Source organism: Streptomyces sp. NPDC051020, from assembly GCF_040683105.1.
GTDB lineage: Bacteria > Actinomycetota > Actinomycetes > Streptomycetales > Streptomycetaceae > Streptomyces.
Window position 1 is genome coordinate 63687 of the sequence record NZ_JBFBCG010000033.1, and the last position, 23840, is coordinate 87526.

At 69.4% G+C, this 23840-nt stretch carries 26 protein-coding genes; 15 read left to right on the plus strand and 11 right to left on the minus strand.

The genetic code is table 11. The features are described from left to right. The first annotated feature begins 5 nt into the window (after positions 1–5). Complete coding sequence (gene fabI, locus AB0N06_RS19650; protein WP_366135951.1) at positions 6–773, plus strand: enoyl-ACP reductase FabI; 768 nt, start codon at positions 6–8, stop codon at positions 771–773. A 166-nt stretch (positions 774–939) separates the two neighbouring features. Next, complete coding sequence (locus tag AB0N06_RS19655; RefSeq protein WP_366135952.1) at positions 940–1308, plus strand: hypothetical protein; 369 nt, start codon at positions 940–942, stop codon at positions 1306–1308. Positions 1309–1322: 14 nt separating this feature from the next. On the opposite strand, the gene AB0N06_RS19660 is transcribed toward AB0N06_RS19655, so the two are convergent. Next, positions 1323–1997, minus strand: a complete 675-nt coding sequence (locus AB0N06_RS19660; RefSeq protein WP_366135953.1) for a FadR/GntR family transcriptional regulator — start codon at positions 1995–1997, stop codon at positions 1323–1325. 120 nt (positions 1998–2117) lie between these two features. Between AB0N06_RS19660 and AB0N06_RS19665 the strand changes: the two genes are divergently transcribed. The 4 genes from AB0N06_RS19665 (at position 2118) to AB0N06_RS19680 (ending at position 4513) form a co-directional block, all read left to right on the plus strand. Continuing rightward, positions 2118–3410: an MFS transporter gene (locus tag AB0N06_RS19665; protein ID WP_366135955.1), complete on the plus strand. Its 1293-nt coding sequence runs from the start codon at positions 2118–2120 to the stop codon at positions 3408–3410. Between the two features lie 17 nt (positions 3411–3427). Continuing rightward, positions 3428–3544, plus strand: coding sequence for an SGM_5486 family transporter-associated protein (locus AB0N06_RS19670; protein ID WP_366135956.1), 117 nt, complete (start codon positions 3428–3430; stop codon positions 3542–3544). 169 nt (positions 3545–3713) lie between these two features. Further along, the gene (locus AB0N06_RS19675) at positions 3714–3920 is read left to right on the plus strand and encodes a hypothetical protein (protein ID WP_366135957.1); all 207 of its coding nucleotides are present in this window, start codon (positions 3714–3716) and stop codon (positions 3918–3920) included. A gap of 74 nt (positions 3921–3994) precedes the next feature. After that, positions 3995–4513, plus strand: a complete 519-nt coding sequence (locus tag AB0N06_RS19680) for a histidine phosphatase family protein (protein ID WP_366135958.1) — start codon at positions 3995–3997, stop codon at positions 4511–4513. A gap of 76 nt (positions 4514–4589) precedes the next feature. Here AB0N06_RS19680 and serB read toward each other — a convergent pair whose 3' ends face one another. Together serB and AB0N06_RS19690 are read right to left on the minus strand one after the other, a co-directional pair. Next, a complete protein-coding gene (serB, locus tag AB0N06_RS19685) occupies positions 4590–5852 on the minus strand; it encodes a phosphoserine phosphatase SerB (RefSeq protein WP_366135959.1) in 1263 nt (420 codons plus the stop codon). A gap of 434 nt (positions 5853–6286) precedes the next feature. Further along, positions 6287–7912 (minus strand): streptophobe family protein, encoded by a 1626-nt coding sequence (locus AB0N06_RS19690; protein ID WP_366135960.1) that lies wholly within the window; start codon positions 7910–7912, stop codon positions 6287–6289. A 244-nt stretch (positions 7913–8156) separates the two neighbouring features. On the opposite strand from AB0N06_RS19690, the gene AB0N06_RS19695 reads away from it, so the two are divergent. Further along, a complete protein-coding gene (locus AB0N06_RS19695) occupies positions 8157–10712 on the plus strand; it encodes an FHA domain-containing protein (RefSeq protein ID WP_366135961.1) in 2556 nt (851 codons plus the stop codon). Positions 10713–10804: 92 nt separating this feature from the next. On the opposite strand, the gene AB0N06_RS19700 is transcribed toward AB0N06_RS19695, so the two are convergent. The 3 genes from AB0N06_RS19700 to AB0N06_RS19710 all read right to left on the minus strand — a co-directional run bounded on the left by AB0N06_RS19700 (position 10805) and on the right by AB0N06_RS19710 (position 13647). Next, positions 10805–11572 carry a transglycosylase SLT domain-containing protein gene (locus tag AB0N06_RS19700; protein ID WP_366135962.1) on the minus strand — a complete coding sequence of 256 codons (768 nt, stop codon included), beginning with the start codon at positions 11570–11572 and terminating at the stop codon, positions 10805–10807. A 270-nt stretch (positions 11573–11842) separates the two neighbouring features. Then, positions 11843–12946 (minus strand): S-adenosylmethionine:tRNA ribosyltransferase-isomerase, encoded by a 1104-nt coding sequence (locus AB0N06_RS19705; protein WP_366135963.1) that lies wholly within the window; start codon positions 12944–12946, stop codon positions 11843–11845. Then, positions 12943–13647 carry an SDR family NAD(P)-dependent oxidoreductase gene (locus tag AB0N06_RS19710; RefSeq protein WP_366135964.1) on the minus strand — a complete coding sequence of 235 codons (705 nt, stop codon included), beginning with the start codon at positions 13645–13647 and terminating at the stop codon, positions 12943–12945. The genes AB0N06_RS19705 and AB0N06_RS19710 overlap by 4 nt, the downstream gene beginning before the upstream one ends. A 193-nt stretch (positions 13648–13840) precedes the next feature. On the opposite strand from AB0N06_RS19710, the gene AB0N06_RS19715 reads away from it, so the two are divergent. The 3 genes from AB0N06_RS19715 (at position 13841) to AB0N06_RS19725 (ending at position 16019) form a co-directional block, all read left to right on the plus strand. Then, a complete protein-coding gene (locus tag AB0N06_RS19715; RefSeq protein ID WP_366135965.1) occupies positions 13841–14986 on the plus strand; it encodes a GAF domain-containing sensor histidine kinase in 1146 nt (381 codons plus the stop codon). After that, a complete protein-coding gene (locus AB0N06_RS19720) occupies positions 14979–15623 on the plus strand; it encodes a response regulator transcription factor (protein ID WP_366135966.1) in 645 nt (214 codons plus the stop codon). The genes AB0N06_RS19715 and AB0N06_RS19720 overlap by 8 nt, the downstream gene beginning before the upstream one ends. 147 nt (positions 15624–15770) lie before the next feature. Next, positions 15771–16019 carry a chaplin gene (locus AB0N06_RS19725; RefSeq protein WP_366135967.1) on the plus strand — a complete coding sequence of 83 codons (249 nt, stop codon included), beginning with the start codon at positions 15771–15773 and terminating at the stop codon, positions 16017–16019. Positions 16020–16378: 359 nt separating this feature from the next. Here the strand turns inward: AB0N06_RS19725 and AB0N06_RS19730 are convergent, their stop codons facing one another. Further along, on the minus strand, positions 16379–17161 hold the full coding sequence (locus tag AB0N06_RS19730) for a hypothetical protein (RefSeq protein WP_366135968.1): 783 nt from the start codon (positions 17159–17161) through the stop codon (positions 16379–16381). Positions 17162–17461: 300 nt separating this feature from the next. On the opposite strand from AB0N06_RS19730, the gene AB0N06_RS19735 reads away from it, so the two are divergent. The 4 genes from AB0N06_RS19735 to AB0N06_RS19750 all read left to right on the plus strand — a co-directional run bounded on the left by AB0N06_RS19735 (position 17462) and on the right by AB0N06_RS19750 (position 20643). Then, positions 17462–18259 carry an ABC transporter ATP-binding protein gene (locus AB0N06_RS19735; protein WP_366135969.1) on the plus strand — a complete coding sequence of 266 codons (798 nt, stop codon included), beginning with the start codon at positions 17462–17464 and terminating at the stop codon, positions 18257–18259. A gap of 69 nt (positions 18260–18328) precedes the next feature. Next, positions 18329–18757, plus strand: a complete 429-nt coding sequence (locus AB0N06_RS19740; RefSeq protein WP_266987230.1) for an NfeD family protein — start codon at positions 18329–18331, stop codon at positions 18755–18757. Between the two features lie 126 nt (positions 18758–18883). Then, positions 18884–19813 carry an SPFH domain-containing protein gene (locus AB0N06_RS19745; protein WP_030920228.1) on the plus strand — a complete coding sequence of 310 codons (930 nt, stop codon included), beginning with the start codon at positions 18884–18886 and terminating at the stop codon, positions 19811–19813. Between the two features lie 62 nt (positions 19814–19875). Beyond that, positions 19876–20643 (plus strand): sulfite exporter TauE/SafE family protein, encoded by a 768-nt coding sequence (locus AB0N06_RS19750; protein ID WP_366135970.1) that lies wholly within the window; start codon positions 19876–19878, stop codon positions 20641–20643. 68 nt (positions 20644–20711) lie between these two features. Here AB0N06_RS19750 and AB0N06_RS19755 read toward each other — a convergent pair whose 3' ends face one another. The 3 genes from AB0N06_RS19755 to AB0N06_RS19765 form a co-directional block, all read right to left on the minus strand. Next, a complete protein-coding gene (locus AB0N06_RS19755; protein WP_327247129.1) occupies positions 20712–21218 on the minus strand; it encodes an HNH endonuclease in 507 nt (168 codons plus the stop codon). Positions 21219–21375: 157 nt separating this feature from the next. Continuing rightward, on the minus strand, positions 21376–21906 hold the full coding sequence (locus tag AB0N06_RS19760) for a YbhB/YbcL family Raf kinase inhibitor-like protein (protein WP_358862195.1): 531 nt from the start codon (positions 21904–21906) through the stop codon (positions 21376–21378). A 43-nt stretch (positions 21907–21949) separates the two neighbouring features. Then, positions 21950–22732, minus strand: coding sequence for a sporulation protein (locus AB0N06_RS19765; protein ID WP_366135971.1), 783 nt, complete (start codon positions 22730–22732; stop codon positions 21950–21952). 72 nt (positions 22733–22804) lie between these two features. Here AB0N06_RS19765 and AB0N06_RS19770 point away from each other — a divergent pair, with 72 nt between their 5' ends. Continuing rightward, a complete protein-coding gene (locus AB0N06_RS19770) occupies positions 22805–23446 on the plus strand; it encodes a DNA-3-methyladenine glycosylase (protein ID WP_366135972.1) in 642 nt (213 codons plus the stop codon). A 114-nt stretch (positions 23447–23560) separates the two neighbouring features. On the opposite strand, the gene AB0N06_RS19775 is transcribed toward AB0N06_RS19770, so the two are convergent. Beyond that, positions 23561–23840: hypothetical protein (locus AB0N06_RS19775; protein ID WP_366135973.1), on the minus strand; the 280-nt coding region annotated here is incomplete at its 5' end.

Here is a 23840-nt window from a genome sequence, read left to right on the forward strand (position 1 = left end):
CCACCATGATCGGAATTCTCGACGGCAAGCGCATCCTCATCACCGGTGTGCTGATGGAGTCGTCCATCGCTTTCCACACCGCCAAGGTGGCCCAGGAGCAGGGTGCCGAAGTCATCCTGACGGCCTTCCCCCGGCCCACGCTGACGGAGCGCATCGCCAAGAAGCTGCCCAAGCCCGCCAAGGTCATCGAGCTGGACGTGACCAACACCGAGCACCTGGACCGGCTCGAAGGCCTGGTCCGTGAGGAGCTCGGTTCGCTGGACGGCGTCGTCCACTCCATCGGCTTCGCGCCGCAGGACGCGCTCGGCGGCAACTTCCTGAACACCCCGTTCGAGTCGGTCTCGACCGCGATGCACGTCTCGGCGTTCTCGCTGAAGTCGCTCGCCATGGCCTGCAAGCCGCTGATGAGCGAGGGCGGCTCGATCGTCGGCCTCACCTTCGACGCACAGTTCGCCTGGCCGCAGTACGACTGGATGGGCCCGGCCAAGGCGGCGCTGGAGGCCACCTCCCGCTACCTCGCCCGCGACCTGGGCAAGGACAACATCCGCTGCAACCTGATCTCCGCCGGGCCGATCGGCTCGATGGCCGCCAAGTCCATCCCGGGCTTCTCGGAGCTCGCGGACGTGTGGAACACCCGCTCCCCGCTGTCCTGGAACATGGCCGACCCGGAGCCGGCCGGACGCGGCGTCGTCGCCCTGCTCTCGGACTTCTTCCCGAAGACCACGGGCGAGATCATCCACGTCGACGGTGGCGTGCACATGATGGGTGCCTGACCTCGTACGACCCGGCACGAACCGGCCGCGTACCACCTCCGAGCGGGTGGTGCGCGGCCGGCGTGCGTCTGCGCCCGGTTCCCCCCCGCTCAAGTCGAAAAGACGGTCGATGCACCACAGAATGTGGAGGAACCGGACTTTTGGTCAGGCTGCGGAGGTGATCGCTGTGCGCCCCACACGTCGCCGAACCTGGGCCCTGCTGGCGACCTCGGCCGTCGCCGTCGCAGTTGCCGCCCCCATCGGCATATCCGTCGTGGGGCGGGTGGGTGCCGGAGCGTCCGCACCAGCCGGCCCCACCCCGGACCCCTCCGGCGCCGAATGCCGTACGACGGTCCAGGGCTCCCAGGTGGTCGCCTACTGCCACAACCCGTACCCCTCCATCGACCGGGTGCAGCTGCACACCGAATGCGGCCGCTGGTGGGACATCGACGCGGACGGCATACCCGTCGACGTCGCTCCCGGACAGACGGTGCGGCTCGACGACCGCTGCTGGAAGGAAGTCGCCTCCGCCTGGGTCACCCACCGCCGAATGTAGATCACCCTTCGGGGTCATCTCCGTTCCACCAGACAGCTCAGTGCGTGGCTCGCCGCCTCGGCGGCCGCGGTCTCCGCGTCACCTGCCCGGATCGCCTCGACCAGTCGCCCATGGTCCATATGGTTCTCCGGCCGCAGTTCGTGCCCGACATCGACCCGCAGATAGTCGCGCAGCAGATCCCCCAGATCGGCATAGAGAGCCGTCAGTACGTCATTGTGCGAGGCGGCGACCACGGCCAGATGCAGCGTGGCATCCGCTGCCACGAACGCCTCCGCGTCTCCTGCGGCCCAGGTCTCCTCGCGGCGTACCAGGAGCGCGTCCAGCTGCTTCAGATCCCGCTCGGTGCGCCGGACGGCCGCCAGCCGGGCCGCGGACGACTCCAGTGTCGAGCGCAGCTCGGCGACATGGCGCGGGTCGGCGGAGGCGAAACGGCGGTGCATCACCCCGGCCAGTTCGCTGGTGGCGACGACATAGGTGCCTGACCCCTGACGGATGTCCAGCAGCCCGTTGTGCGCGAGCGCGCGCACCGCCTCGCGGACGGTGTTGCGGGCCACCCCCAGCTGCTCGACCAGCTCGGGTTCGGTCGGAATCCGCGAACCGACGGGCCACTCGCCCGAGGTGATCTGATTCCTCAGCTGGGCAATCACCTGGTCGGCGAGTGCCGAACGTCGCGGAGACGTCAGCGCCATGATGCTCCTTGCTCGGTTCCCTGGGTCTGCGGATTCTCGGGTCTGCGGGTTTCCCGAAGGTTCCCGAAGCTTCTCAGACGATTGGACAATCAATCATCCCATGATTCTATGATGGGCCCCATGTCCGACGACGAGACCCAGCGCCAGCGCCTGACCCTGAACAGGCACACCACCGCGGCGAACATTCCCCTGGACGCCCCGGCTCGGCCGGCCACCACAGGTCCCGCCCCCTGGCTCCTCCGCCTGGTCGCCGTCGGCCTCGTCCTCACCGCGCTCAATCTCCGCCCCGCCATCACCAGCCTCGGCGCCCTCCTCGAAGAGGTACGGGACGGGCTGCACATGAGCGGCAGCGTGGCCGGTGTCCTCACCTCCGTACCGCCGCTCTGCTTCGCCGTCTTCGGCATCATGGCGCCGCGCCTCGCCCGTCGCTTCGGCCCCGGCGCGGTCGTCTGCGCCGGCATGGCCGCCATCACGGCCGGACTGCTGATCCGGCCCCTCGTCGGTTCCACGGCCGGTTTTCTCGCCGCCAGCGCCCTCGCGCTCATGGGCATCGCCGTCAGCAATGTCCTGATGCCGGTGATCGTCAAGCGCTGGTTCCCGGACCGGGTCGGCTCCATGACCGGGCTCTACTCCATGGCGCTGGCCCTCGGCACCTCAGTCGCCGCGGCCGTCACCGTGCCCATGACCGATGCGCTCGGCGGCAGTTGGAAGGCCGGTCTGGGGATCTGGGCCGTGCTCGGAGCGGCGGCGATCCTGCCCTGGATCCCGCTGGTACGGGACCGGCACGGCACCCGGGGGCAGCCTGCCGGCCGGCAGCACCAGGACGCCCCTGCCCTGCGGATCACCCGCTCCCGCACCGCTTGGGCCCTCGCCTGCTTCTTCGGCCTCCAGGCCACGGCCGCGTACATCACCATGGGCTGGATGCCGCAGATCTTCCGCGACGCAGGGGTCTCCGCCGGTACGGCGGGGGTGCTGCTCGCCGTGACCATGGCCATGGGCGTGCCGCTCGCCTTCGTCATCCCGCGGGCCGCCGCCCGGATGCGGAACCAGGGCCCGATCGTCGTCGTGCTCGGCACCTGCGGCCTCATCGGCTACGCCGGTCTCTACCTCGCACCGGCGGGCGGCGCCTGGGCCTGGGCGCTCCTCCTCGGCATAGCCAACTGTGCCTTCCCGCTGGCCCTCACCATGATCGGCATGCGGTCCCGGAGCGGCGCCGGAGTGGTCCGGCTGTCGGCGTTCGCCCAGTCCACCGGCTATCTGATCTCGATCCCCGGCCCGCTGCTGGTCGGCGTGCTCTACCAGCACAGCGGCGGGTGGGGGCTGCCGATCGCGCTGATGGCGGGCCTCATGGTGCCGCAGATGGCGGCGGGAATTCTTGCCGGGCGGGACCGGACGATCGAGGACGAAAGCTGAGATGCGAGACTGGTCCCATGCCAGTGCTCGAGCCGAATCCCCAGAACGGCCAGAAGAAACTTCTCCTCGTGCTCGGAGTCATGCTCCTGATCACGGTGATCATCGGAGTGATCGCTTCGATCGCCTCTCCCTGACACCTGCCCGAGGGCCACGCCCCGATGCCTCCGCCGGGGACGGTGGGGCTAGCACCACCATCCCCTAGGGGGACAGGGCCAGGGTGAAGTGGGTGGATCACCGGATGGGACGGGCGCCGTCGGATCCGTAGGTTTCAGGTATCAGAACCGATGACCCACGGAGGCGGACATGTCGGCCCCTACGTACACCCGATCCCCGCGCCCCGCGTCGGCCGGCGTCGAGGTCCGGCTGCCGTGGTGGGCCATCGCGCTCCCCTCGGTGGCGTTCGCCTCCCTTCTGCTGATGATGGTGGGATCCGGCCAGGCACACGCGGCGACGGACGACCCGGCGATCGGTCAGTTGCTTCAGCGAATCGTGGATCTGCTGGCACGCTGAGGACGTGCACCCGCGGCGGGGGAGCCCCTCAACTCCCTGCGACGGGCGGAACATTTCATGCGAAGCTGAGGTGTATGAGCGTCGATACACCTCGCAGGATCGTCCTTCTCAGACACGCAAAGGCGGAATGGTCGCAGGACTCCGACCATGAGCGGCCGCTCGCGGAGCGTGGCCGTAAGGATGCGCCGGTGGCAGGCCGCAAACTCGTCGATTCCGGCATCGTCGTCGATCTGGCCCTCTGCTCGACCGCCGCCAGGACGCGCGAGACCTGGAAGCTGGCGGTGCACGAGATGCCACAGCGTCCCAGGACCGTGTACGAGGAGCGGCTCTACGAGGCCTCGCTCGGCGAGCTGATCGCCCTGCTCAACGAGACCCCCGACGAGGTCCGGAACCTGCTCCTCATCGGCCACAACCCCGGGATGCACGCTCTCGCCGACGCCCTGTCCTCATCGGCGGAGGGCAACACCCTGGCCCGGATGACCCGCGGCGGATTCCCGACCGCCGCGTTCGCCGTCGTCGAGTTCTCCGGTTCCTGGAAGGGCGTGGAGCACGGCGTGGGCAAGTTGATCGAGTACTGGACGCCGAACGACTGATCGCGACGTCGTACGCGGATGGGCCCGGCACGGGTGAGGTGCCGGGCCCATCCGCGTACACGGAGCGGTGGATCGGTCAGACGAGACCGTCGGCCGCCTCGACCTCTTCACGGGTGATGCCGAGCAGATACAACACGGTGTCCAGGAACGGCACGTTCACCGCGGTGTGCGCCGCCTCGCGGACGACCGGCTTGGCGTTGAAGGCGACCCCGAGACCGGCCGTGTTCAGCATGTCCAGGTCATTCGCTCCGTCACCGATCGCGACGGTCTGCGCCAGCGGCACCCCGGCCTGCTCGGCGAAACTGCGCAGCAGCCGGGCCTTGCCCGCCCGGTCCACGACGTCGCCGACGACCCGTCCGGTGAGCTTGCCGTCGACCACTTCCAGAGTGTTGGCAGAGGCGAAGTCGAGCCCGAGCCGTTCCTTCAGGTCGTCCGTGACCTGGGTGAACCCGCCGGAGACGACGCCCACTTGATAGCCGAGCCGCTTCAGCGTGCGGATCAGCGTGCGCGCACCGGGGGTCAGTCGCACCTCGGCGCGCACCTTCTCCACCACCGATACATCGAGCCCCGCCAGCAGCGCCACCCGCGCGTGCAGCGACTGTTCGAAGTCGAGCTCGCCACGCATCGCCTGCTCGGTCACCTCGGCGACCTTGTCCTCGCATCCTGCGTGCGCCGCGAACAGCTCGATGACCTCGTCCTGGATCAGCGTCGAGTCGACATCCATGACGACCAGCCGCTGCGCCCGGCGGCTCAGCCCGGCGGACACGACCGCCACATCGACGCCGATGCCGGCGGCCTCGGTCGCCAGCGCGGTCCGCAGCTCCGCGGTTCCGGTGCCGGACACGGCGAACTCGACGGCCGTGACCGGGTACTTCGCCAGCCGGAAGATCCGGTCGATGTTGCCGCCGGTCGACGTGATCGTGGCCGCTATGGCGGCGGTCGACTCGGCGGTCAGCGGGTGTCCGAGCACCGTCACATGGGAGCGCCCGGATCCACGCGGCCGGTTGTCACCGGTACCGGAGATGATCTCGGCCTGCAGCTTCAGCGATTCGGCCCAGCTGTGCACGGTCGCCCGCAGGTCGCCCTCGGTGGTACCGCCCGCGGTGGGGGTGGTGATGAGTGCGCACAGAACGATGCGGCCACGGGTGACGACCTGCTCGATGTCGACGACATCGACCGCATAGGCGGCGAGCGTGTCGAAGAGCCCGGCGGTGATTCCTGGACGATCCTTCCCGAAGATCTTCACGAGAAGGGTGGGGGTGTCGGTGCCCTGACGGGACTCAGGGGCCTCAGAGGGCTCGGGAGACGGGGAGGACTGAGGGGACTGAGATGCGCTCATGGTGTTCCCACCGTATCGGTCCCCCTTATGCCCTCGAACCCCCGTCCCGCGGACCGGACAGCGGAAACGGTCCCCGGCCGATCGGCCCGGCCCCTGTCCACGGCGGGAGTGAGCAGCCCCGCACGGTGCGTGTTCGATGCGGTGGGAGCTCCTCTTGAGACCGACCGGCACACTGAGGGGTGGGGGAAGGAGCGGGGCTGGGTGCGTGCAGCTGCAAGGCGGAGGATTGAGCCACGGCGGAGCCATGGTGATGGACGACAACGCGGCAGATGTGCGTACCCAGCCCCGCGACGCCGCCTCCCACGTGCCGGTCGGTCTGAGCCCGCCCGGCGGTCCCGCATGTCCTCAAGGCGGGATGATGCGGCGCCCGGTCCGGTGGGCGCCGTCGGGCCGCACGCGCTCCCGGGTCCGTCCGGCCGTCGCGGACCGTGCGGTCAGCCGGCCTCCGGCGGCCGGCCGGACGGCGGCAACCCATCCACGTCCCCAGGCCCTGGCCCGGGCCCCGGTGGCGGCACGGCCGGTCGTACGGGCGGACCGATCGGCCCCACCACTGTCGGCGCACCGTGAATCCCGTCCCTCGCCGGATCCGGATACGGACGCAGATATGGATTGGTCTCGTCGTGCGACGGCCGGTACACCGGCGACGGCGTGTACGGTCCGGGCCCCCCACCGTCACCGCTGCCTCCGCCTCCGCCGGTCGGCTCTGCCTCCGACGGAACCGCCCCCGCCATCCAGGCCACCGCCGCCCCCACCGCACCCGCGCCCGCACCCCACACCGCACCCAGCAGGGCAGCCGTCCCCGTCTGCCCGTGCAGCTCGATTCCGGCGCCGAAGGTGTCGAAGCCCAGCACCGAAAGCGACGCATCCGCGGACACCTGCGTCAGCCACACCAGGAGCGCCAGTGCCGACGCCGTTACGCCTGCGAGCCGCACGGCACACCGTCCCACGAACCCGGCCGCGGTCAGCTCCCCCCGGGGCGTGCGGGTCGCGGCCAGCACCCCCGCGTACAGCATCATCACCACGGCGGCGACCGCCAACAGCCAGACCCGGCCGTCCAGCCCGGCCAGCCGCCCGACCGTCACCGGCTCGTCGGCGGACACCCGTAACAGCTCGTCCAGCGGGTCGGGCAGCACCTTGGCCAGCTCACCGGTCGCCCGACCGTCCCACGGCACGAAGAGGCCGAGCGGCACCGCGAGCCACGCCCCGTTCGGCGCCCCCAGCAGCGCGGCACCCGCGATCCGTTTCGGGTGGGCGTCGCCGATCGCCGCGTACGCCGCGGCCGCGCACCCGGCAACCACCGCGACGAGCAGCACCGACACGACCGCGGAAGCCGCAGGCCGCACCGTCCGGTCCACCCATGCCAGCGCGGACGGCAACGGGGTGCGGCGCGAGGCGAGCAGGGCGATGACCAGCACTCCGAGAACCCAACACGCCCCACCCGCAAGGGAGCTGGACGAGTCGACGGTGAACCCGACCCGCGCCTGCGCCCGTGCGAGATCCGCCAGCCGGTCCGGCAACAGACCGCTCAGATCACCGAGCCCACCGGGCAGACCGCCGCCTCCCGCCCCTGGCACCCCGGCCGGGCCCAGCGCCCCGCCATCGATCGTCGCGACATCGTGACCCACCCAGGCGAGCCCGCCGAGCACGGCGACGAACATGACCGCCACCATCCCCGCACGGACCGCGAGTTCGGCACCGGAGAGGACCGCTCCCACCCCGCGCAGCGACCGCAGGAAGAAGAGGGAGAGCAGCAGTGCACCGACCAGTCCCACCCCGAGCGGTGTGACGGCGAGAGCGGTGTGCGCCTCGGCGTCGTCCAGCCCGAACGCCTCGACATTGCCGGACGGAGAGACCGATCCGCCCGCTCCCAGCACCACGACGGCCGCCGTCATCGGTCCCAGCGCCCCGGCCGAGTCGGCCCCGAGCAGATGCAGCCCGAGGGCCGCCGTCCCCGCCATCCCGGCCATCGCCCAGCTGACCGAGGCGACGGACGCCAACACCACGTCCCCCCACGGGACACGCCCCGTACTGCCGCCGCTCCCGTGTGCGTACCCCGCCATCCGGCCCCCCTCAATCAGTGCCGAGATGACCTGAGTTGACCTGGTCACTCATGATCCGTACGCACTCGTGGGCACTTACTACTCTCCGAGCCTGTTTCTGCCTTGTCAACGGTGCGTCGCAGCAGGTCTCGATTCGGCCTTGACCTCGCCCGACTTTCGTAGCGGTGACTGCTCCTGGAATAGTTCCCCACGATGTTCAGCATCCCTGGACTCCCTGTGATGGGGGTCACTCGGGGGACAACTAGTGGGGCGCGGAGTGCCGGAACTCGTACTGGAATTGAATGGAAGGACCTGGACGCTCGATCCGTCCAGGCCATACACCCTCGGTCGCGATCCACAGGGCGACCTGACGATCGACGACGCCAGGGTTTCGTGGCGGCATGCCACGATCAGCTGGGCGGGCCGGAGTTGGTTCATCGAGGACCACGGTTCCACCAACGGCACCTATGTCCAGGGCCGGCGAATCCACCAGATGGAAATCGGGCCGGGCTCGGCCGTGCACCTGGGCAACGCCACTGACGGACCGAGGCTGAGCTTCAGCGGCGCCGCCGCGGCCGCCGATGTGTACAGCGGTCAGGGCGCGGGCGCACAGCAGGCCCCCGTTCAGCAGCCCCAGCAGGGCGGCGCGGGCCGGCCGGGCCAGCAGCAGGACCCCTCAGCGCTCCAGCAGCAGGCCTGGCAGCAGCAGGGCGCGCCGCAGCAGCCTCATGTCCCGCACCAGCAGGGCGCGGCCAGGCCGCCCGTCGCGGGCGGACCCGGTGGTGCCGCGGGGGCTCCGCCGGTCTACGGAGACCGCAGTCCGACGACGTTCCACCAGGTGGCCCTGGGCAGGGTCATGCGCATCGGTCGTGCGCTGGAGAACGAACTCGTCGTCTCCGACCTCCAGGTCTCGCGCCACCACGCCGAGTTCCACGCGACACCCGACGGCCGCTTCGAGATCCGCGATCTCGGTTCCCACAACGGCACGTACGTCAACGGCCAGCCGCTCCAGAAGTCCGGCTCCGCGCTGATCGGCCCGAGCGACATCGTCGGTGTCGGTCACTCGACCTTCCGCGTGGTCGGCGACCGGCTGGAAGAGTTCGTCGACACCGGTGAGGTCTCCTTCTCCGCCCGCCACCTCACGGTGACGGTCGACGGCGGGAAGCAGATCCTCAAGGACGTCTCGTTCGGTGCCCCGGAGAAGTCGTTGATCGCGGTCATCGGCCCCTCGGGTTCCGGCAAGTCCACCCTGCTCAAGGCGCTCACCGGCTACCGGCCCGCCAACCAGGGTGACGTCCTCTACGACAACCGGAACCTGTACAAGCAGTTCGCCGAGCTGCGCCAGCGCATCGGTCTGGTCCCGCAGGACGACATCCTGCACAAGGAACTCACCGTCACCAAGGCCCTCAAGTACGCGGCCAAGCTCCGCTTCCCCGCGGACACCACCGAGGCCGAGCGCCAGTCCCGGATCCACGAGGTCCTCGCCGAGCTCAAGCTCGACATCCACAAGGACAAGAAGGTCACCTCGCTCTCCGGTGGCCAGCGCAAGCGTGTCTCGGTCGCCCTGGAACTGCTCACCAAGCCGTCGCTGATCTTCCTGGACGAGCCGACCTCCGGACTCGACCCGGGCATGGACCGCGACGTCATGCAGCTGCTGCGCGGTCTCGCCGACGACGGCCGTACGGTCCTCGTCGTCACGCACTCCGTCGCCGAGCTGGCGCTCTGCGACAAGCTGCTCGTCATGGCGCCCGGCGGTTCCGTCGCCTACTTCGGTCCGCCGGAGGAAGCGCTCAACTTCTTCGGCTACACGACCTGGGCCGACGTCTTCTCCGCATTCGAGAACTACCGCGACTACGACTGGGCCGGCCGCTGGCGCGGTTCGCAGCACTACCAGATGTACGCCGCGGACATCGACGCCGTCGCCGCACAGTCCGTACACATGCCGCCCTCCCAGCAGATGCGCCCGCCGAAGCCGCAGGGCTGGGGGGCGCAGCTGTGGACGCTGATGCGCCGGTACGTGTCGGTGATCGCGTCCGACAAGGGCTTCATGGGTCTGATGGTGATCCTGCCCGCGGTGCTCGGCGTCGTCAGTGTGGTCATCCCGGCCGACTTCGGCCTGGCCCCGCCGAAGCCGCCGTCCCGGTTCAACGGAGATGCCGGAACGATCATGCTGATCCTCGCGGTCGGCATGTGCTTCTCCGGTGCGGCCAACTCCGTACGAGAACTGATCAAGGAACGTGTCATCTACGAACGGGAACGGGCCACCGGCCTCTCCCGCTCCGCCTATCTGATGTCCAAGGTGATCGTCCTCGGCGTGATCACGGCCATCCAGGGCGTCATCATCTGCGGCATCGGCTTCGCCACCCGTGATCTGCCCGAAGAGGGTCTGATCATGCCGCCGGCCGTCGAGCTCTGCGTGACGATCATCGCGCTCGGCTTCACCTCGATGATGTTCGGTCTGGTGATCTCCTCGCTGGTGAAGACCTCCGAGAAGACCATGCCACTGCTGGTCATGTTCGCGATCGTCCAGGTCGTCTTCACCGGCATCCTCTTCCAGGTGTACGGATCGCCCGGCCTGGAGCAGTTCGCCTGGCTGATGCCGTCCCGCTGGGCCATCGCCGGCGCGGGCTCGACGCTCGACCTGGCGCACCTGATGCCGCCGTGGGACCAGAAGAACCCGACCGACCTCGACCCGCTGTGGGAGCACACGGCCGGTCAGTGGGGGATGAACATCTCGGTGCTGCTGTTCCTCGGCATCATCTGCGGCTTCGCGGTCGCGCGACTGCTGCGCCGCCATGAGCCCGAGGTCATGCGCAAGTAGACCTGGGCACCGCGCACGCGGACGAAGGGCGGCACCCCGGATCGGGTGCCGCCCTTCGTCGTAGGCGTGTGCGCGGCGCCGTGCCGCGAAGGTCAGTACGCGCTGTTGACGTTGTCGATCGAGCCGTACCGGTCGGCGGCGTAGTTGGCCGCGGCGGTGATGTTGGCGACCGGGTCGTAGATGTTCATCGAGGTACCGGGGACGTGGTACGCGTTGAACGTCGGCTGGATGACCTGCAGGAGACCGCAGGACGGGGTGCCGTTCTGGGCGTTGATGTCCCAGCCGTTGACCGCGTTCGGGTTGCCGGTGGACTCCCGCATGATGTTGCGGTGCAGACCGTCGTACGAACCCGGGATGCCCTTGGCCTTCATGATGGCCAGCGCCTCGGAGATCCAGCCGTCCAGGTTGTTGGCGTAGACCGGAGTACGGGCGACGGAGCGCGTGGTGGCCTCGGTGGACCGCTTCGCGGCATCTGCCTTGGCCTGTGCGGCGGCCTCGGCCTTCGCCTTCTCGGCATCTGCCTTGGCCTGTGCGGCGGCCTCGGCCTTCGCCTTCTCGGCGGCGGCCTGCTTCGCCCTGACCGCGTCAGCGGCCTTCACCAGCTGCTCGGCGGTGGAGTGCTGCTCGATGAGGCTGGCCTGGATGACCTTGGCCTGCGGGGCACCGGCGTCGAGGCTGAAGGCCACCGGAGCGGCGGAAGCAGCCTGCGGCTCGCTCTGCGGCTTGGCCGGAGTCTCGGCGTGGGCCGGGACGAGGGAGAGCGAGAGAGCGGCGGCGGCGACAGCGGAGACGCCGACCGCGGAGAGCCTCTGGGTCTTGTTCAGGCAGCGAATACGGCTGGTGATGCTGGACGCGGACATTCAGTCGTACCTCTTCGAATCGCTGGAGTCCTCACGGAGGACGAGACGGAAGCGACAGTTCGCATCTCCGTCGGGGACGAGGGCAATTCTTAGCGGCCGCAAAATCCCGTGGCAAAGGTGTGACGTACGAAGCCGGCTAGTGGATCAAGGGCGCGCCCGGACAGGACGGTCCGCGCTCGTAACCGCCCATGTGGCCCTTATGTATCCACTAGCCAGCTTCGTAAGTGACGTGGGTCCTATGCGCGGCCTCACATCGGCCGCGTAACAACTTCACCAATCGTTGCTTCGGCAATTCATAGCGTGAGACTCCGGTTCAGGGAGCAGGAGATGCACGTCTCCGAACTCATGCCAGAGGTACCGGTGCCGCAGTGCCTCCGGATATGCGCACTGCAGCGCGGCCCGCCCCGCGACCGCCTCCAGCATCAGCAGATGCGAGGCCTCCGGCTCGTGCAGCCCGGTCAGCAGCCCGTCCACCGCCCGCACCCCGCGCCGCGGCGTCACCACCAGATCCGTCCAGCCGGCCGCCGGCCGCACCACCCCGTCCGCGCCCGCCGACGACTCCAGCGCCCGCACCGCCGTCGTACCGACCGCGATCACCCGCCCGCTCGTCGCCCGCGCCGCGTTGACCAGCCAGGCCGTAGTCCGCGGCACCTCGAAGCGCTCGGGGTACGGCGGCTCGTATGCCTCGGCCGACGCCACCCCGGTATGCAGCGTCAGCGGCGCGAACTGCACCCCGCGACGCACCAGCGCGGCCACCATCCGCGGCGTGAACGGCCTCGCCGCGCTCGGCATCTCCGCCGAACCGCTCCCGTCGGAGGCTTCCACCGCGAACACCGTCTGATACGCGGACAACGGCTGGTCCCGCTCCGTATACCCGTAACGGATCGGCCGCCCGTACCGCCGCAGCAGCCCCGGCACCTCCGTCGACACCCGCGCCCACCACAACCTGGCGCCCGACAACCTGGCGCCCGCCGCCGCACCACCCAGCGGCTCCTGCAGCACCAGCCGCGAGCCGCCCGGGAGCTGGACGACCGTCCCCGTCGGCCCGCCGCGGCGCAGCACCGTCGCCCCCGTCCCGTCGGGTTGGCGCAGCTCCACCGCCCAGCGCCCGTCCTCACCCCGCGTCGAGAAGTGCACGACCGCCCGCGTACCGCCGACCCGCCCGTTCACCGCGGCGGGCAGCGTCGCAGACGTATTGACGACGAGCACGTCCCCGGCCCGCAGCAGCCCCGGCAGCTCCCGGAACGCACGGTGCGACACCTCCCGACCCCGGGACACCAGCATCCGCACGTCGTCACGCCCCGCGCCGCGCTGCTCCGCCGGCACCCGGGCCGAGAGCTCCGGAGGCACCGTCAACCTGTCCAGGGCGGTCACCGCTCCGCCCCTGTCTCCGTCAGCGCAGGCGCCGCATACCGCCCGCTCGCCGGCCGACGCTCCAGCAGCCGCAGGAACGCGGGCACCACGCTCTCCGGACGCGGCCGCGAACTCTCGTCCTCCGGCACCGCCGACGCATACAGATCGGTCTGCATGTCGCCCGGATCGACCGCCCACACGCGCAGCCCCGGCTCCTCCACCCCCAGCACCGCGGCCAGCTGGTCGAGCGCCGCCTTCGACGCCCCGTAACCGCCCCAGGTCTCGTATGGCTCCGCCGCCGCGTCCGAACTCACCACCACGACCGTGCCCGCCGCCGACGCCCGCAGCAGCGGCAGCGTCCCCTGCACCAGACCGAGCGCCGCCACCACATTGGTCTCCAGCGCCTGCCGGAGCCCGCCCAGCGACAGCGCGTCGAGCCGCACGAGCGGCTCCGCACCCAGTGCACTCGCATTGCTCACCAGCAGATCGAGCCCGCCGAGCTCACCGGCGGCGGCCACCAGTGCCCCGCGGTGTGCGGCATCCGTGACATCCCCGGGTACCGCCGCCACCCGCGCCCCGCATGCCGCCAGCTCCTTCGCCGTCCCCTCCAGCGCGCTCGCGGTCCTGGCGTCCAGCACCAGATCCCAGCCCCGCTGAGCGAGCGCGGCCGCCAGCGCACGCCCCAGTCCCTTCGAAGCGCCCGTGATCATCGCGACAGGCATGCCAACCGTCCCCTTTGTTACCCAGTCGATCACCGATGGACCTCGGCACCCCCAACGTAGGAACGTCGCCCTGCCCCGCGCCTCGTCCGCGAGCCGCACGCCCGCAAGGCACTTCGGCCTAGGGCCGACGCCTTAGGTACCGGCCGTCCACAGGCCGATACGGAACCCTCACCCCCGCCGGTACGGTGAGGCCATGAGCCACAGCCCACCGTCGGGCCTCGCAGCGGTGAGTGCCGCGCTGCTCGCCATGAGCCGGCACCTCGAAGTGCGTGACGTCCTGAAGACCATCGTCGCCTCGGCCCGCGAACTGCTGGACGCCGAGTACGCGGCCCTGGGCGTCCCCGACGACCACGGCGGCTTCGCCCAGTTCGTCGTCGACGGCGTCAGCGACGAGCAGTGGAAGGCCATCGGTCCGCTGCCCCGGCAGCACGGCATTCTCGCCGCGATGCTCCACGAGGCGAAGCCGGAGCGCCTCGCCGATGTCCGCAAGGACCCCCGCTTCGAGGGCTGGCCGGCCGCCCACCCGGACATGTCCGACTTCCTCGGCCTGCCCATCAGGGACGGCGACGAGATCATCGGCGCGCTCTTCCTCGCCAACAAGCGCTGCCCCAAACCTCAGGGCGGCTGCGGCTTCACCGCGCAGGACGAAGAGCTGTTGTCGATCCTCGCCCAGCACGCGGCGATCGCCCTCACCAATGCCCGGCTGTACGAGCGCAGCCGCGAGCTCACCATCGCCGAGGAGCGCTCCCGCCTCGCCCACGAGCTGCACGACGCGGTCAGCCAGAAGCTGTTCTCCCTGCGGCTGACGGCCCAGGCAGCCGCCGCCCTCGTCGACCGCGACCCGGCCCGCGCCAAGGGCGAGCTCCAGCAGGTCGCCGCGCTGGCCGCGGAGGCAGTGGACGAGTTGCGCGCCGCCGTCGTCGAACTGCGCCCCGCAGCGCTCGACGAGGACGGCCTGATCGCCACCCTCCGCACCCAGGTCCATGTCCTGGACCGCGCCCACACCGCCAAGGTCACCTTCGAGAGCGTCGGTGTACGAGCCCTGCCCGCCGCTCAGGAGGAGGCGCTGCTCCGGGTCTCCCAGGAGGCCCTGCACAACGCGCTGCGCCACTCGGGCGCTGAGCAGGTCTGCGTCACGCTCGCCCGTCGTGGCAGCGGCACGGTGCTGCGGATCATGGACGACGGCAGCGGATTCGAGCCCACGGCGACGCGGCAGGCGGGCCGTCATCTGGGTCTGGTGTCGATGCGGGACCGCGCGAGCGGCGTCGGCGGCAGGCTCACCGTTGAATCGGCGCCCGGCAAGGGCACCACGATCGAGATGGAGGTCCCCGGTGGCTGACAAGATCATCAGGGTGCTGCTGGTCGACGACCACCAGGTGGTCCGCCGCGGTCTGCGTACGTTCCTGGAGATCCAGGACGACATAGAGGTCGTCGGCGAGGCGGCCGACGGCGCCGAAGGAGTCGCCCGCTCCGAGGAACTCCGCCCCGACGTGGTGCTGATGGACATCAAGATGCCGGGCACCGACGGCATCGAGGCGCTCCGCAAGCTCCGCGGACTGGACAACCCGGCCAAGGTGCTGATCGTCACCAGCTTCACCGAGCAGCGGACGGTGGTCCCGGCCCTGCGTGCGGGCGCCTCCGGTTACGTGTACAAGGACGTCGACCCGGAAGCGCTGGCCGGCGCCATCCGCTCGGTCCATGCGGGCCATGTCCTGCTCCAGTCGGAGGTCGCCGGGGCTCTCCTCGCCCAGGAGGACACAGGCGCCGGGACCGGCCGGGGGAGCACCCTCACCGAACGGGAGCGGGAGGTCCTCGGCCTGATCGCCGACGGCCGCTCCAACCGCGAGATCGCGCGGTCCCTGGTTCTCTCCGAAAAGACCGTCAAGACACACGTCTCGAACATCTTGATGAAGCTGGATCTGGCGGACCGCACCCAGGCGGCGCTCTGGGCTGTCCGCCACGGGGTGGCGGGCTGATCGGCGCGGGCGCGGAACGGTTCCCTCCGGACTGAGATTCATACTGTCGGGTGTATGTCACCCGTACGGCGCATCCTGTCGGGTCCGAGGGCGTTCTCCATGGCGTGCTGCGGCGGCCGGCCGCAGCGACGCGAGGAGGATCCTGAAGTGAAGAACCTGAAGAAGGCTGCGGCCGTCACCGTGATCGCCGGCGGCATCATCGCCGCAGGCGCCGGCGCGGCCTCCGCCACCGGTCACGGTGCGGGTGCCCACGGTGTGGCGACCCACTCCCCGGGCGTGGTCAGTGGCAACGTCATCCAGGTCCCGGTCCACATCCCGGTGAATGTGGTCGGCAACACGGTGAACGTGATCGGCCTGCTCAACCCGGCCTTCGGTAACGTCGGCCACAACGGCTGACCACCCCGGTTCCCCCGATGCCGGACGGCCCCGAAAGGGACCCGTCCGGCATCAACCATGTTGCCCCACACCACAACTCACGGCCCATCATCACCGAGGCTCGAGCCGCAACGGGTCGAGTCATGCCCGCCCGGCACCATCAAGCCCGTCCAGGCGATCGAGGACGGACGAGCCACCGGACGCCCCGTCCCCGCACCTTACGGCCTGCCCCGCGACAGGGGGCGGGCTCCCGACGCCCTGCGACTGCGCGTGCGGCGTTGTCGTCGGTCACCGCCGCTCCGCGTCGACTCCATCCGACGCCTTGCGGTCGAAGCCGCATGATGCCGCTCCCTGATCCAGTCCCCGCCGTGGGACAGCCCTTACCCCCGTTTTCGCCCTTCCACATAAGCGTTGTACGCCGCCACCTGCGCCCGCCGAGCCACCCGCTCCACCGGCCGCAGCGCCGCCCCCCGGGCCGCGATCTCCGACGCGCTCACCGCCCCACCGTGCCCGTTCTCGTACGCGAGCGAGATCAGCAGCCCCACCCGCTGCGCCAGCTCCAGCACCCGTACCGCCCGCGGCGGATATCCCGGAGCGAGCAGCTCCCGCCCCCGCTCCGCCCGCGCCCGGTACGCATCCAGCGCCGCCTCCGCCACCGGCCCGGACCCGGCCACATCGAGCCGCGACAGCGCCGCCGTCGCATCCCGCAACGCCTCCGCGAGCTCCCGCTCCGCCTCACTCAGCGACGGCACATCGGCCGGCGGCGCCTCCCGCACCGGCAGGCAGTGCCACACCACCTCGACGTGCAGATCACCGGCAGGCCCCGCCTCCCGCACCTCGGGCACCAGCCCGTACGGAGCACCGGACGCGACCACCGCCTCCTCCGCCTCCAGCGCCCGCGCATTGAACTCGGGCGGGCCGCTGAGCCCGAGCGGATGCCCCGGCACCGGCAGTGCGACCCGGAAGCCCGTCACTCCCAATCCGCGCAGCCGCCCCAGTGCCAGCGTGAGCCCGACCGGTCCCGCCTCACCCGGCAGCCCCTCGACGCGGTGCACCGCGTCCTCTCCGACAATCGCGAGCGCAGCGTCGTCCGGTGAGACAAGTCCGGCCAGAAGCGCGTTTCCCCATGAGGCCAGCAGCCCCGAGCGTGGTTCCGAAAGCATGGGAACAGCCTAGGGAACCGGACCTGGGGCGTGTTTCGAAAGGAGCGCCGTCGGCCCGTAGGGCGGGCCAGGCGGCGTCTGGTGCGTGCGATCGCAAGGCGAAGGGTCGCCCCAATACTGGGCGTATCGGGGCGAACCCGGCGACGCGGTGAGTGTGCGGGCCAGACGCCGCCTGGCAGGTGGGGCTTTCGAACCACGCCCTAGGAGCCGGAGCGCTCCCGGGGTGGCGTAGGTTTTCCCTGGGAGCTGTGCCCACAGGCACGCGACGATCTCGAGACTGCATGGGGAGACAACGCGCTCATGAGCGATGTACTGGAGCTGGTGGACGTATCCGTGGTCCGCGACGGACGCGCTCTGGTGGACGACGTCTCCTGGTCGGTCAAGGAGGGGGAGCGCTGGGTCATCCTCGGCCCGAACGGCGCCGGCAAGACCACCCTCCTTAACATCGCGTCCAGCTATCTCTTCCCGACCAAGGGCAGCGCCACGATCCTCGGCGAACAACTCGGCGGCGTCGGCACCGACGTCTTCGACCTGCGCCCGCGGATCGGTATCGCGGGCGTCGCCATGGCGGAGAAGCTGCCCAAGCGCCAGACCGTCCTGCAGACGGTGCTCACCGCCGCGTACGGCATGACCGCCACGTGGCACGAGAACTACGACGCCGTCGACGAGGACCGGGCCCGCGCCTTCCTCGACCGGCTCGGCATGACCGAGTTCCTCGACCGCAGGTTCGGCACCCTCTCCGAGGGCGAGCGCAAGCGCACCCTGATCGCCCGCGCCATGATGACCGACCCCGAGCTGCTGCTCCTCGACGAGCCCGCCGCCGGTCTCGACCTCGGCGGCCGCGAGGACCTGGTCCGCCGCCTCGGCCGGCTCGCCCGCGACCCGTTCGCCCCCTCCATGATCATGGTGACGCACCACGTCGAGGAGATCGCCCCGGGCTTCACCCACGTCCTCATGATCCGCCAGGGCAAGGTTCTCGCCGCGGGCCCCATGGAGACCGAGCTCAGCTCCCGCAACCTCTCCCTCTGCTTCGGTCTGCCGCTCATCGTGGAGCACACCGGCGACCGGTACACCGCACACGGCCTCCCGCTGTCCTGAACGCACTGTGCCCCGAATGTCCTGATCGAAGCCCTGTCGGCGAGGGACTCGCGGTCCTACCATGACCGGGTGGACATCGATGCGTGGGTGTGGTGGCTGATCGGCGCGGTCGGGCTGGGCATTCCGCTCGTCCTGACCGCGATGCCCGAGTTCGGGATGTTCGCCGTCGGAGCGGTCGCCGCGGCAGTCGTCGCGGCACTCGGCGGCGGCATCGTGGCCCAGGTCCTGGTCTTCGTGGTCGTCTCCGTCGCGCTCATCGCGGTGGTCCGCCCGATCGCCGCCAGGCACCGCGCCGACCGACCCCAACTCGCCACCGGCATCGATGCGCTGAAAGGCCGTCAGGCTGTCGTTCTGGAACGGGTCGACGGCAGCGGTGGCCGGATCAAGCTGGCCGGAGAGATCTGGTCGGCCCGCGCCTACGACGGAGACCAGAGTTTCGAACCCGGCCGACAGGTGGATGTCGTGGACATCGACGGTGCCACGGCCGTCGTCATGTGACCGAACCGCTCACACGGCGGACCGCGGTCTGCCAGACTCGATGTCGATCATCATGAGATCCGGACCTCATGAGATCCGACCCCGATCATCGCGATCTGTTGGCAACCGAAGGGCACGAGGAACACGATGCAACCGATCATCATCGTCCTGATCATTCTGGTGGTGCTCGTCTTCATCGCCCTGATCAAGACGATCCAGGTCATCCCGCAGGCCAGCGCCGCCATCGTGGAGCGCTTCGGCCGCTACACCCGCACGCTCAACGCAGGCCTGAACATCGTCGTTCCGTTCATCGACACCATCCGCAACCGGATCGACCTCCGCGAACAGGTCGTCCCGTTCCCGCCCCAGCCGGTGATCACCCAGGACAACCTGGTCGTCAATATCGACACCGTCATCTACTACCAGGTGACGGACGCGCGGGCCGCGACGTACGAAGTCGCCAGCTACATCCAGGCGATCGAGCAGCTCACCGTCACCACCCTCCGCAACATCATCGGCGGCATGGACCTGGAGCGGACCCTGACCTCCCGCGAGGAGATCAACGCCGCCCTCCGCGGCGTCCTCGACGAAGCCACCGGCAAGTGGGGTATCCGCGTCAACCGCGTCGAGCTCAAGGCGATCGAGCCGCCGACCTCCATCCAGGACTCGATGGAGAAGCAGATGCGCGCCGACCGTGACAAGCGTGCCGCGATCCTCCAGGCCGAGGGAACCCGGCAGTCCGCGATCCTCACCGCGGAGGGCGAGAAGCAGTCCGCGATCCTGCGCGCCGAGGGTGAGGCCAAGGCTGCGGCCCTGCGCGCTGAGGGTGAGGCTCAGGCCATCCGTACGGTCTTCGAGTCCATCCATGCCGGCGACCCGGACCAGAAGCTCCTCTCGTACCAGTACCTCCAGATGCTCCCGAAGATCGCCGAGGGCGACGCCAACAAGCTCTGGATCGTGCCGAGCGAGATCGGTGACGCTCTCAAGGGCCTCAGCGGTGCCTTCGGAAACCTCGGCACCGGCGTCCCCGGCTTCAACACCGGCAAGGAGCGCCGCGAGGAACCCCCGGTCGACTGACGCGTACATACCATCGTGCATGATCAGTGCACCAAGCACTGATCATGCACGGGGGAATCGGAATGTCCATCTGGGAAATGCTCGCGGTCTTCGGCGCGGGCATCAGCGCGGGCGCGATCAACACGGTCGTCGGTTCCGGAACGCTGATCACCTTCCCGGTCCTGCTCGCCACCGGCCTGCCCCCGGTCACCGCCACCGTCTCCAACGCCCTCGGCCTGATCCCCGGCTCCATCAGCGGCGCCATCGGCTACCGCAAGGAACTCGCGGGACAGGGCCGCCGCGTCCTCAGGCTGAGCATCGGCGCGCTCATCGGCGGCCTCACCGGCGCCACCCTGCTGCTGACCCTGCCCTCCACGGCGTTCGAGACCATCGTGCCCATCCTGGTCGCCCTGGCCCTCACCCTGGTCATTCTGCAACCTCGCATCAGCAAAGCCGTCCAGCGCCGCCGCGAGCTCAACGGCACCACTGCCCGCTCCGACGGCGGCCCGCTCCTCGTCGTCGGACTGATGCTCGCCAGCGTCTACGGCGGCTACTTCACCGCCGCCCAGGGGATCATCTACCTCTCCCTGATGGGCATGCTGCTCGACGACACGATGCAGCGCCTCAACGCCGTCAAGAACGTGCTGGCAGCGGTCGTCAACAGCGTTGCCGCGCTCTTCTTCCTCTTCGTCGCGGACTTCGACTGGACGGCCGTCGCACTGATCGCGGTCGGCTCCGCACTCGGCGGCCAGATCGGCGCGAAGGCCGGGCGCCGTCTCAGCGCCACCGTGCTGCGCGGCCTCATCGTGGCGGTCGGCACGGCCGCCATCGTCCAGTTGGTGCTCCGCTGAACCCGGAAGCCCGCCTCCGCACGGAGACGGGCTTCCGATACGACATCCACGTAGGCGGCCTACGCCGACTATGCGGCGGTCCGGTCCAGCCACTCCGGCAGCGCCGACCGCTCACCGGCCCCCATCGCCAGCAGCATCGCCTCCGCGGGCGACGGCACGAAGGGCTGCCGCAGCAGCGGCATTCCCGCCTGCTCCGGCGTCCGGGCCGCCTTGCGGTGATTGTCCTCGGCACAGGACGCCACCGTATTGAGCCAGGTGTCCTGGCCGCCCTGGGCGCGCGGCACCACATGGTCGACGGTCGTCGCCCTTCGCCCGCAGTACGCGCACCGGTGCTGGTCCCGTATCAGCACACCCCTTCTGGACCACGGTGCCTGTCTTCGGAACGGCACCCGTACGTACCGGCAGAGCCTGATCACCCGGGGTACCGGAATGTCCACGGCGGCACCACGCATGCGGAGATCGGGATGCGACTGCTCGACAACAGCCTTGTCCTGCAGAATCAGCACCACCGCACGGTTCAGTGTCACCGTCGACAGCGGCTCGAAGCTCGCGTTGAGAACCAGCGTGTCCCGCATCTCGCCCACCTCCCGTGTGCCGCCCGCCCCCTGGCAGGCCCGGACCAACTCTGTCTGGGCGGGCCGGGATGGACAACGCAATAAAAAAATGCCCTGCCCTGATCTCTCCAGGACCAGGGCAGGGCAAACAGCAGGAGAACTCTCAGCTCACCGGGTACTACGCGGGACCGGTGTACTCACCGATCAGCTGAGCACGACCCAGTGTGTGGAACCGCAGATTGAACCCGACCACAGCGGGCGACACATCACTGCCAGGCCCCAGCTTCTCGCTGTCCACCGCATACACGGTGAAGACGTAACGGTGGTTCTCCCCGGCCGGCGGCGCGGCGCCGCCGAACTCCTTCGACCCGTAGTCGTTACGGACCTGAACGGCACCGGCGGGCAACCCCTCGAACTTCCCGCTGCCCGCACCGGCCGGCAGCTCCGTGACCGATGCCGGGATGTCGAACACGACCCAGTGCCAGAACCCGCTGCCCGTCGGAGCATCCGGATCGAAGCAGGTCACGGCGAAACTCTTGGTCTCCGCGGGGAACCCTTCCCACCGCAGCTGCGGCGAAGTGTTCCCGGCCGCGAACACCTGGGCGGCCGCCAACACGGCCCCGGGAGCGAGATCCTCGCTCACCACCGTGAACGAAGGCACCTCGGGATGGAAGTCATGCGGCAGCGGCGGCCTCTTCGGCTCGGTCACGTCAGCACCTCTCCTGATCGGCTCTGGAGTCTCGCCACCGACCCTAGAGCCAGTTGCGCCGACCGCCGACCTGGGCGAGCCACTGATTGAGGTATGCCGCCCAGTCGGTACCCCGGAAGTCGTTCAGATCGACCTTGAATGCCCGGTAGGAGTCGCTGCCCTCACTGAAGAGCCCCGCCTTCTTGTCCATCTCCAGCACGACATCCATCTCGCGGTCGTCGGCGATGAACGTCAGCTCGACCTGGTTCAGCCCGCGGTACTGCTGCGGCGCGAAGAACTCGATCTCCTGGTAGAAGGGCAGTCGCTGGCGCGTGCCGCGGATGTGACCACGCTCCATGTCCGCGCTGCGGAACCCGAAGCCGAGCTGTCCGAACGCGTCCAGGATCGCCTGCTGCGCCGGCAGCGGGTGGACGTTGATCGGGTCGAGGTCGCCGGAGTCCAGCGCCCGCGCGATCGCCAGTTCGGTGGTCACACCGATGTTCATGCCGTGCAGGTGCTGACCGGCGAACATCGTGATGGGCGTCTCCCAGGGGATCTCGAGCCCGAACGGAACGACGTGCACGGCACCGGCCTGCACCTCGAACGCCCCACCGAGCTGCAGCTTGGTGAACTCGATGTCCTGCTTCATCTCCTGGTCGTTGCCCTCGACCTCGACGCGCGCCTGCAGACCGACCGAGAGTCCCTCGATCTGCTGTGACACGGAACCGCCCTGGATCCGCACCTCGCCCTGGACGACCCCGCCCGGCACGACGTTGAGCTCGGTCAGCTCCGTCTCCACCGAAGCACCACCGGCACCCATGCTCGCGAGCAGCCGCTTGAAGCCCATATTTACTCCTCCTTGGTCTGACCCCTACATACGCGCCACGACCGTAGTCGGTTCCCGGTAACCTCGATCGCCATGATCGAGGGTCTGGACCGTACGCCGCTGACGCGGGACTTCTTCGACCGCCCCGTGCTGGAGGTGGCACCCGACCTGCTGGGCCGGACCCTGGTACGCATCACGGCCGACGGCCCCATCGAACTCCGCCTCACCGAGGTGGAGGCGTACGCCGGCGAGATCGACCCCGGCTCGCACGCCTTCCGCGGCCGCACCGCGCGCAACAGCGTGATGTTCGGACCACCCGGCCACGCCTACGTCTACTTCACCTACGGCATGTGGCACTGCCTCAACCTGGTGTGCGGCCCCGAAGGCGTGGCGAGCGGTGTACTGCTCCGGGCGGGCGAGGTCCTGGTGGGTGCCGAGCTCAGCCGTAAGCGTCGAATCTCGGCCCGCAATGACCGGGAACTGGCCAAAGGCCCCGCCCGTCTGGCTACCGCCCTCGACATCGACAGAGGCCTGAACGGCACCGACGCCATCGCCCACCCGGGTGCCCCTTTGTCCGTACTGCACGGCACCCCACCACCACGCGACCAGGTACGCAACGGACCCCGCACCGGCGTGGGCGGTGACGGAGCCACACACCATTGGCGCTTCTGGATCGACGGAGACCCCACGGTGAGCCTGTACCGACCCCACACACCACGCCGCCGCGCAACTTGACTCACCCCTGTTGGACACCTAACGTAGTCCGAGCCGCTTGAACGGGTACTGCTGTCGGCACGGTCCATCGGACCGAGGCTGAGCATCCGGAAGCGACCAACCACTACTTTCGACTCATCCTGGCGGGTGCGAATTCGGCATGCCGTAATTCGATCCCATTGGCTCGATTATGAGCTGACCAGGAAATCGACTAAAGTAGTGGACACGCCGAAAGGCAAAGGCCACTCCAAAGGCCGCCGGAATCAAATTCGGACCGGAAACGGAAACGAAAAAGAGTCTGGTAAGGTTGGAACCGCCGAAAAGGGAAACGCGAAAGCGAAGAACTGGAAAGCGCAGTAACAAATCTTCTGCTTCGCAGAGGGCCCGCTTCGGCCGGGAATCGGACACGAAAGAG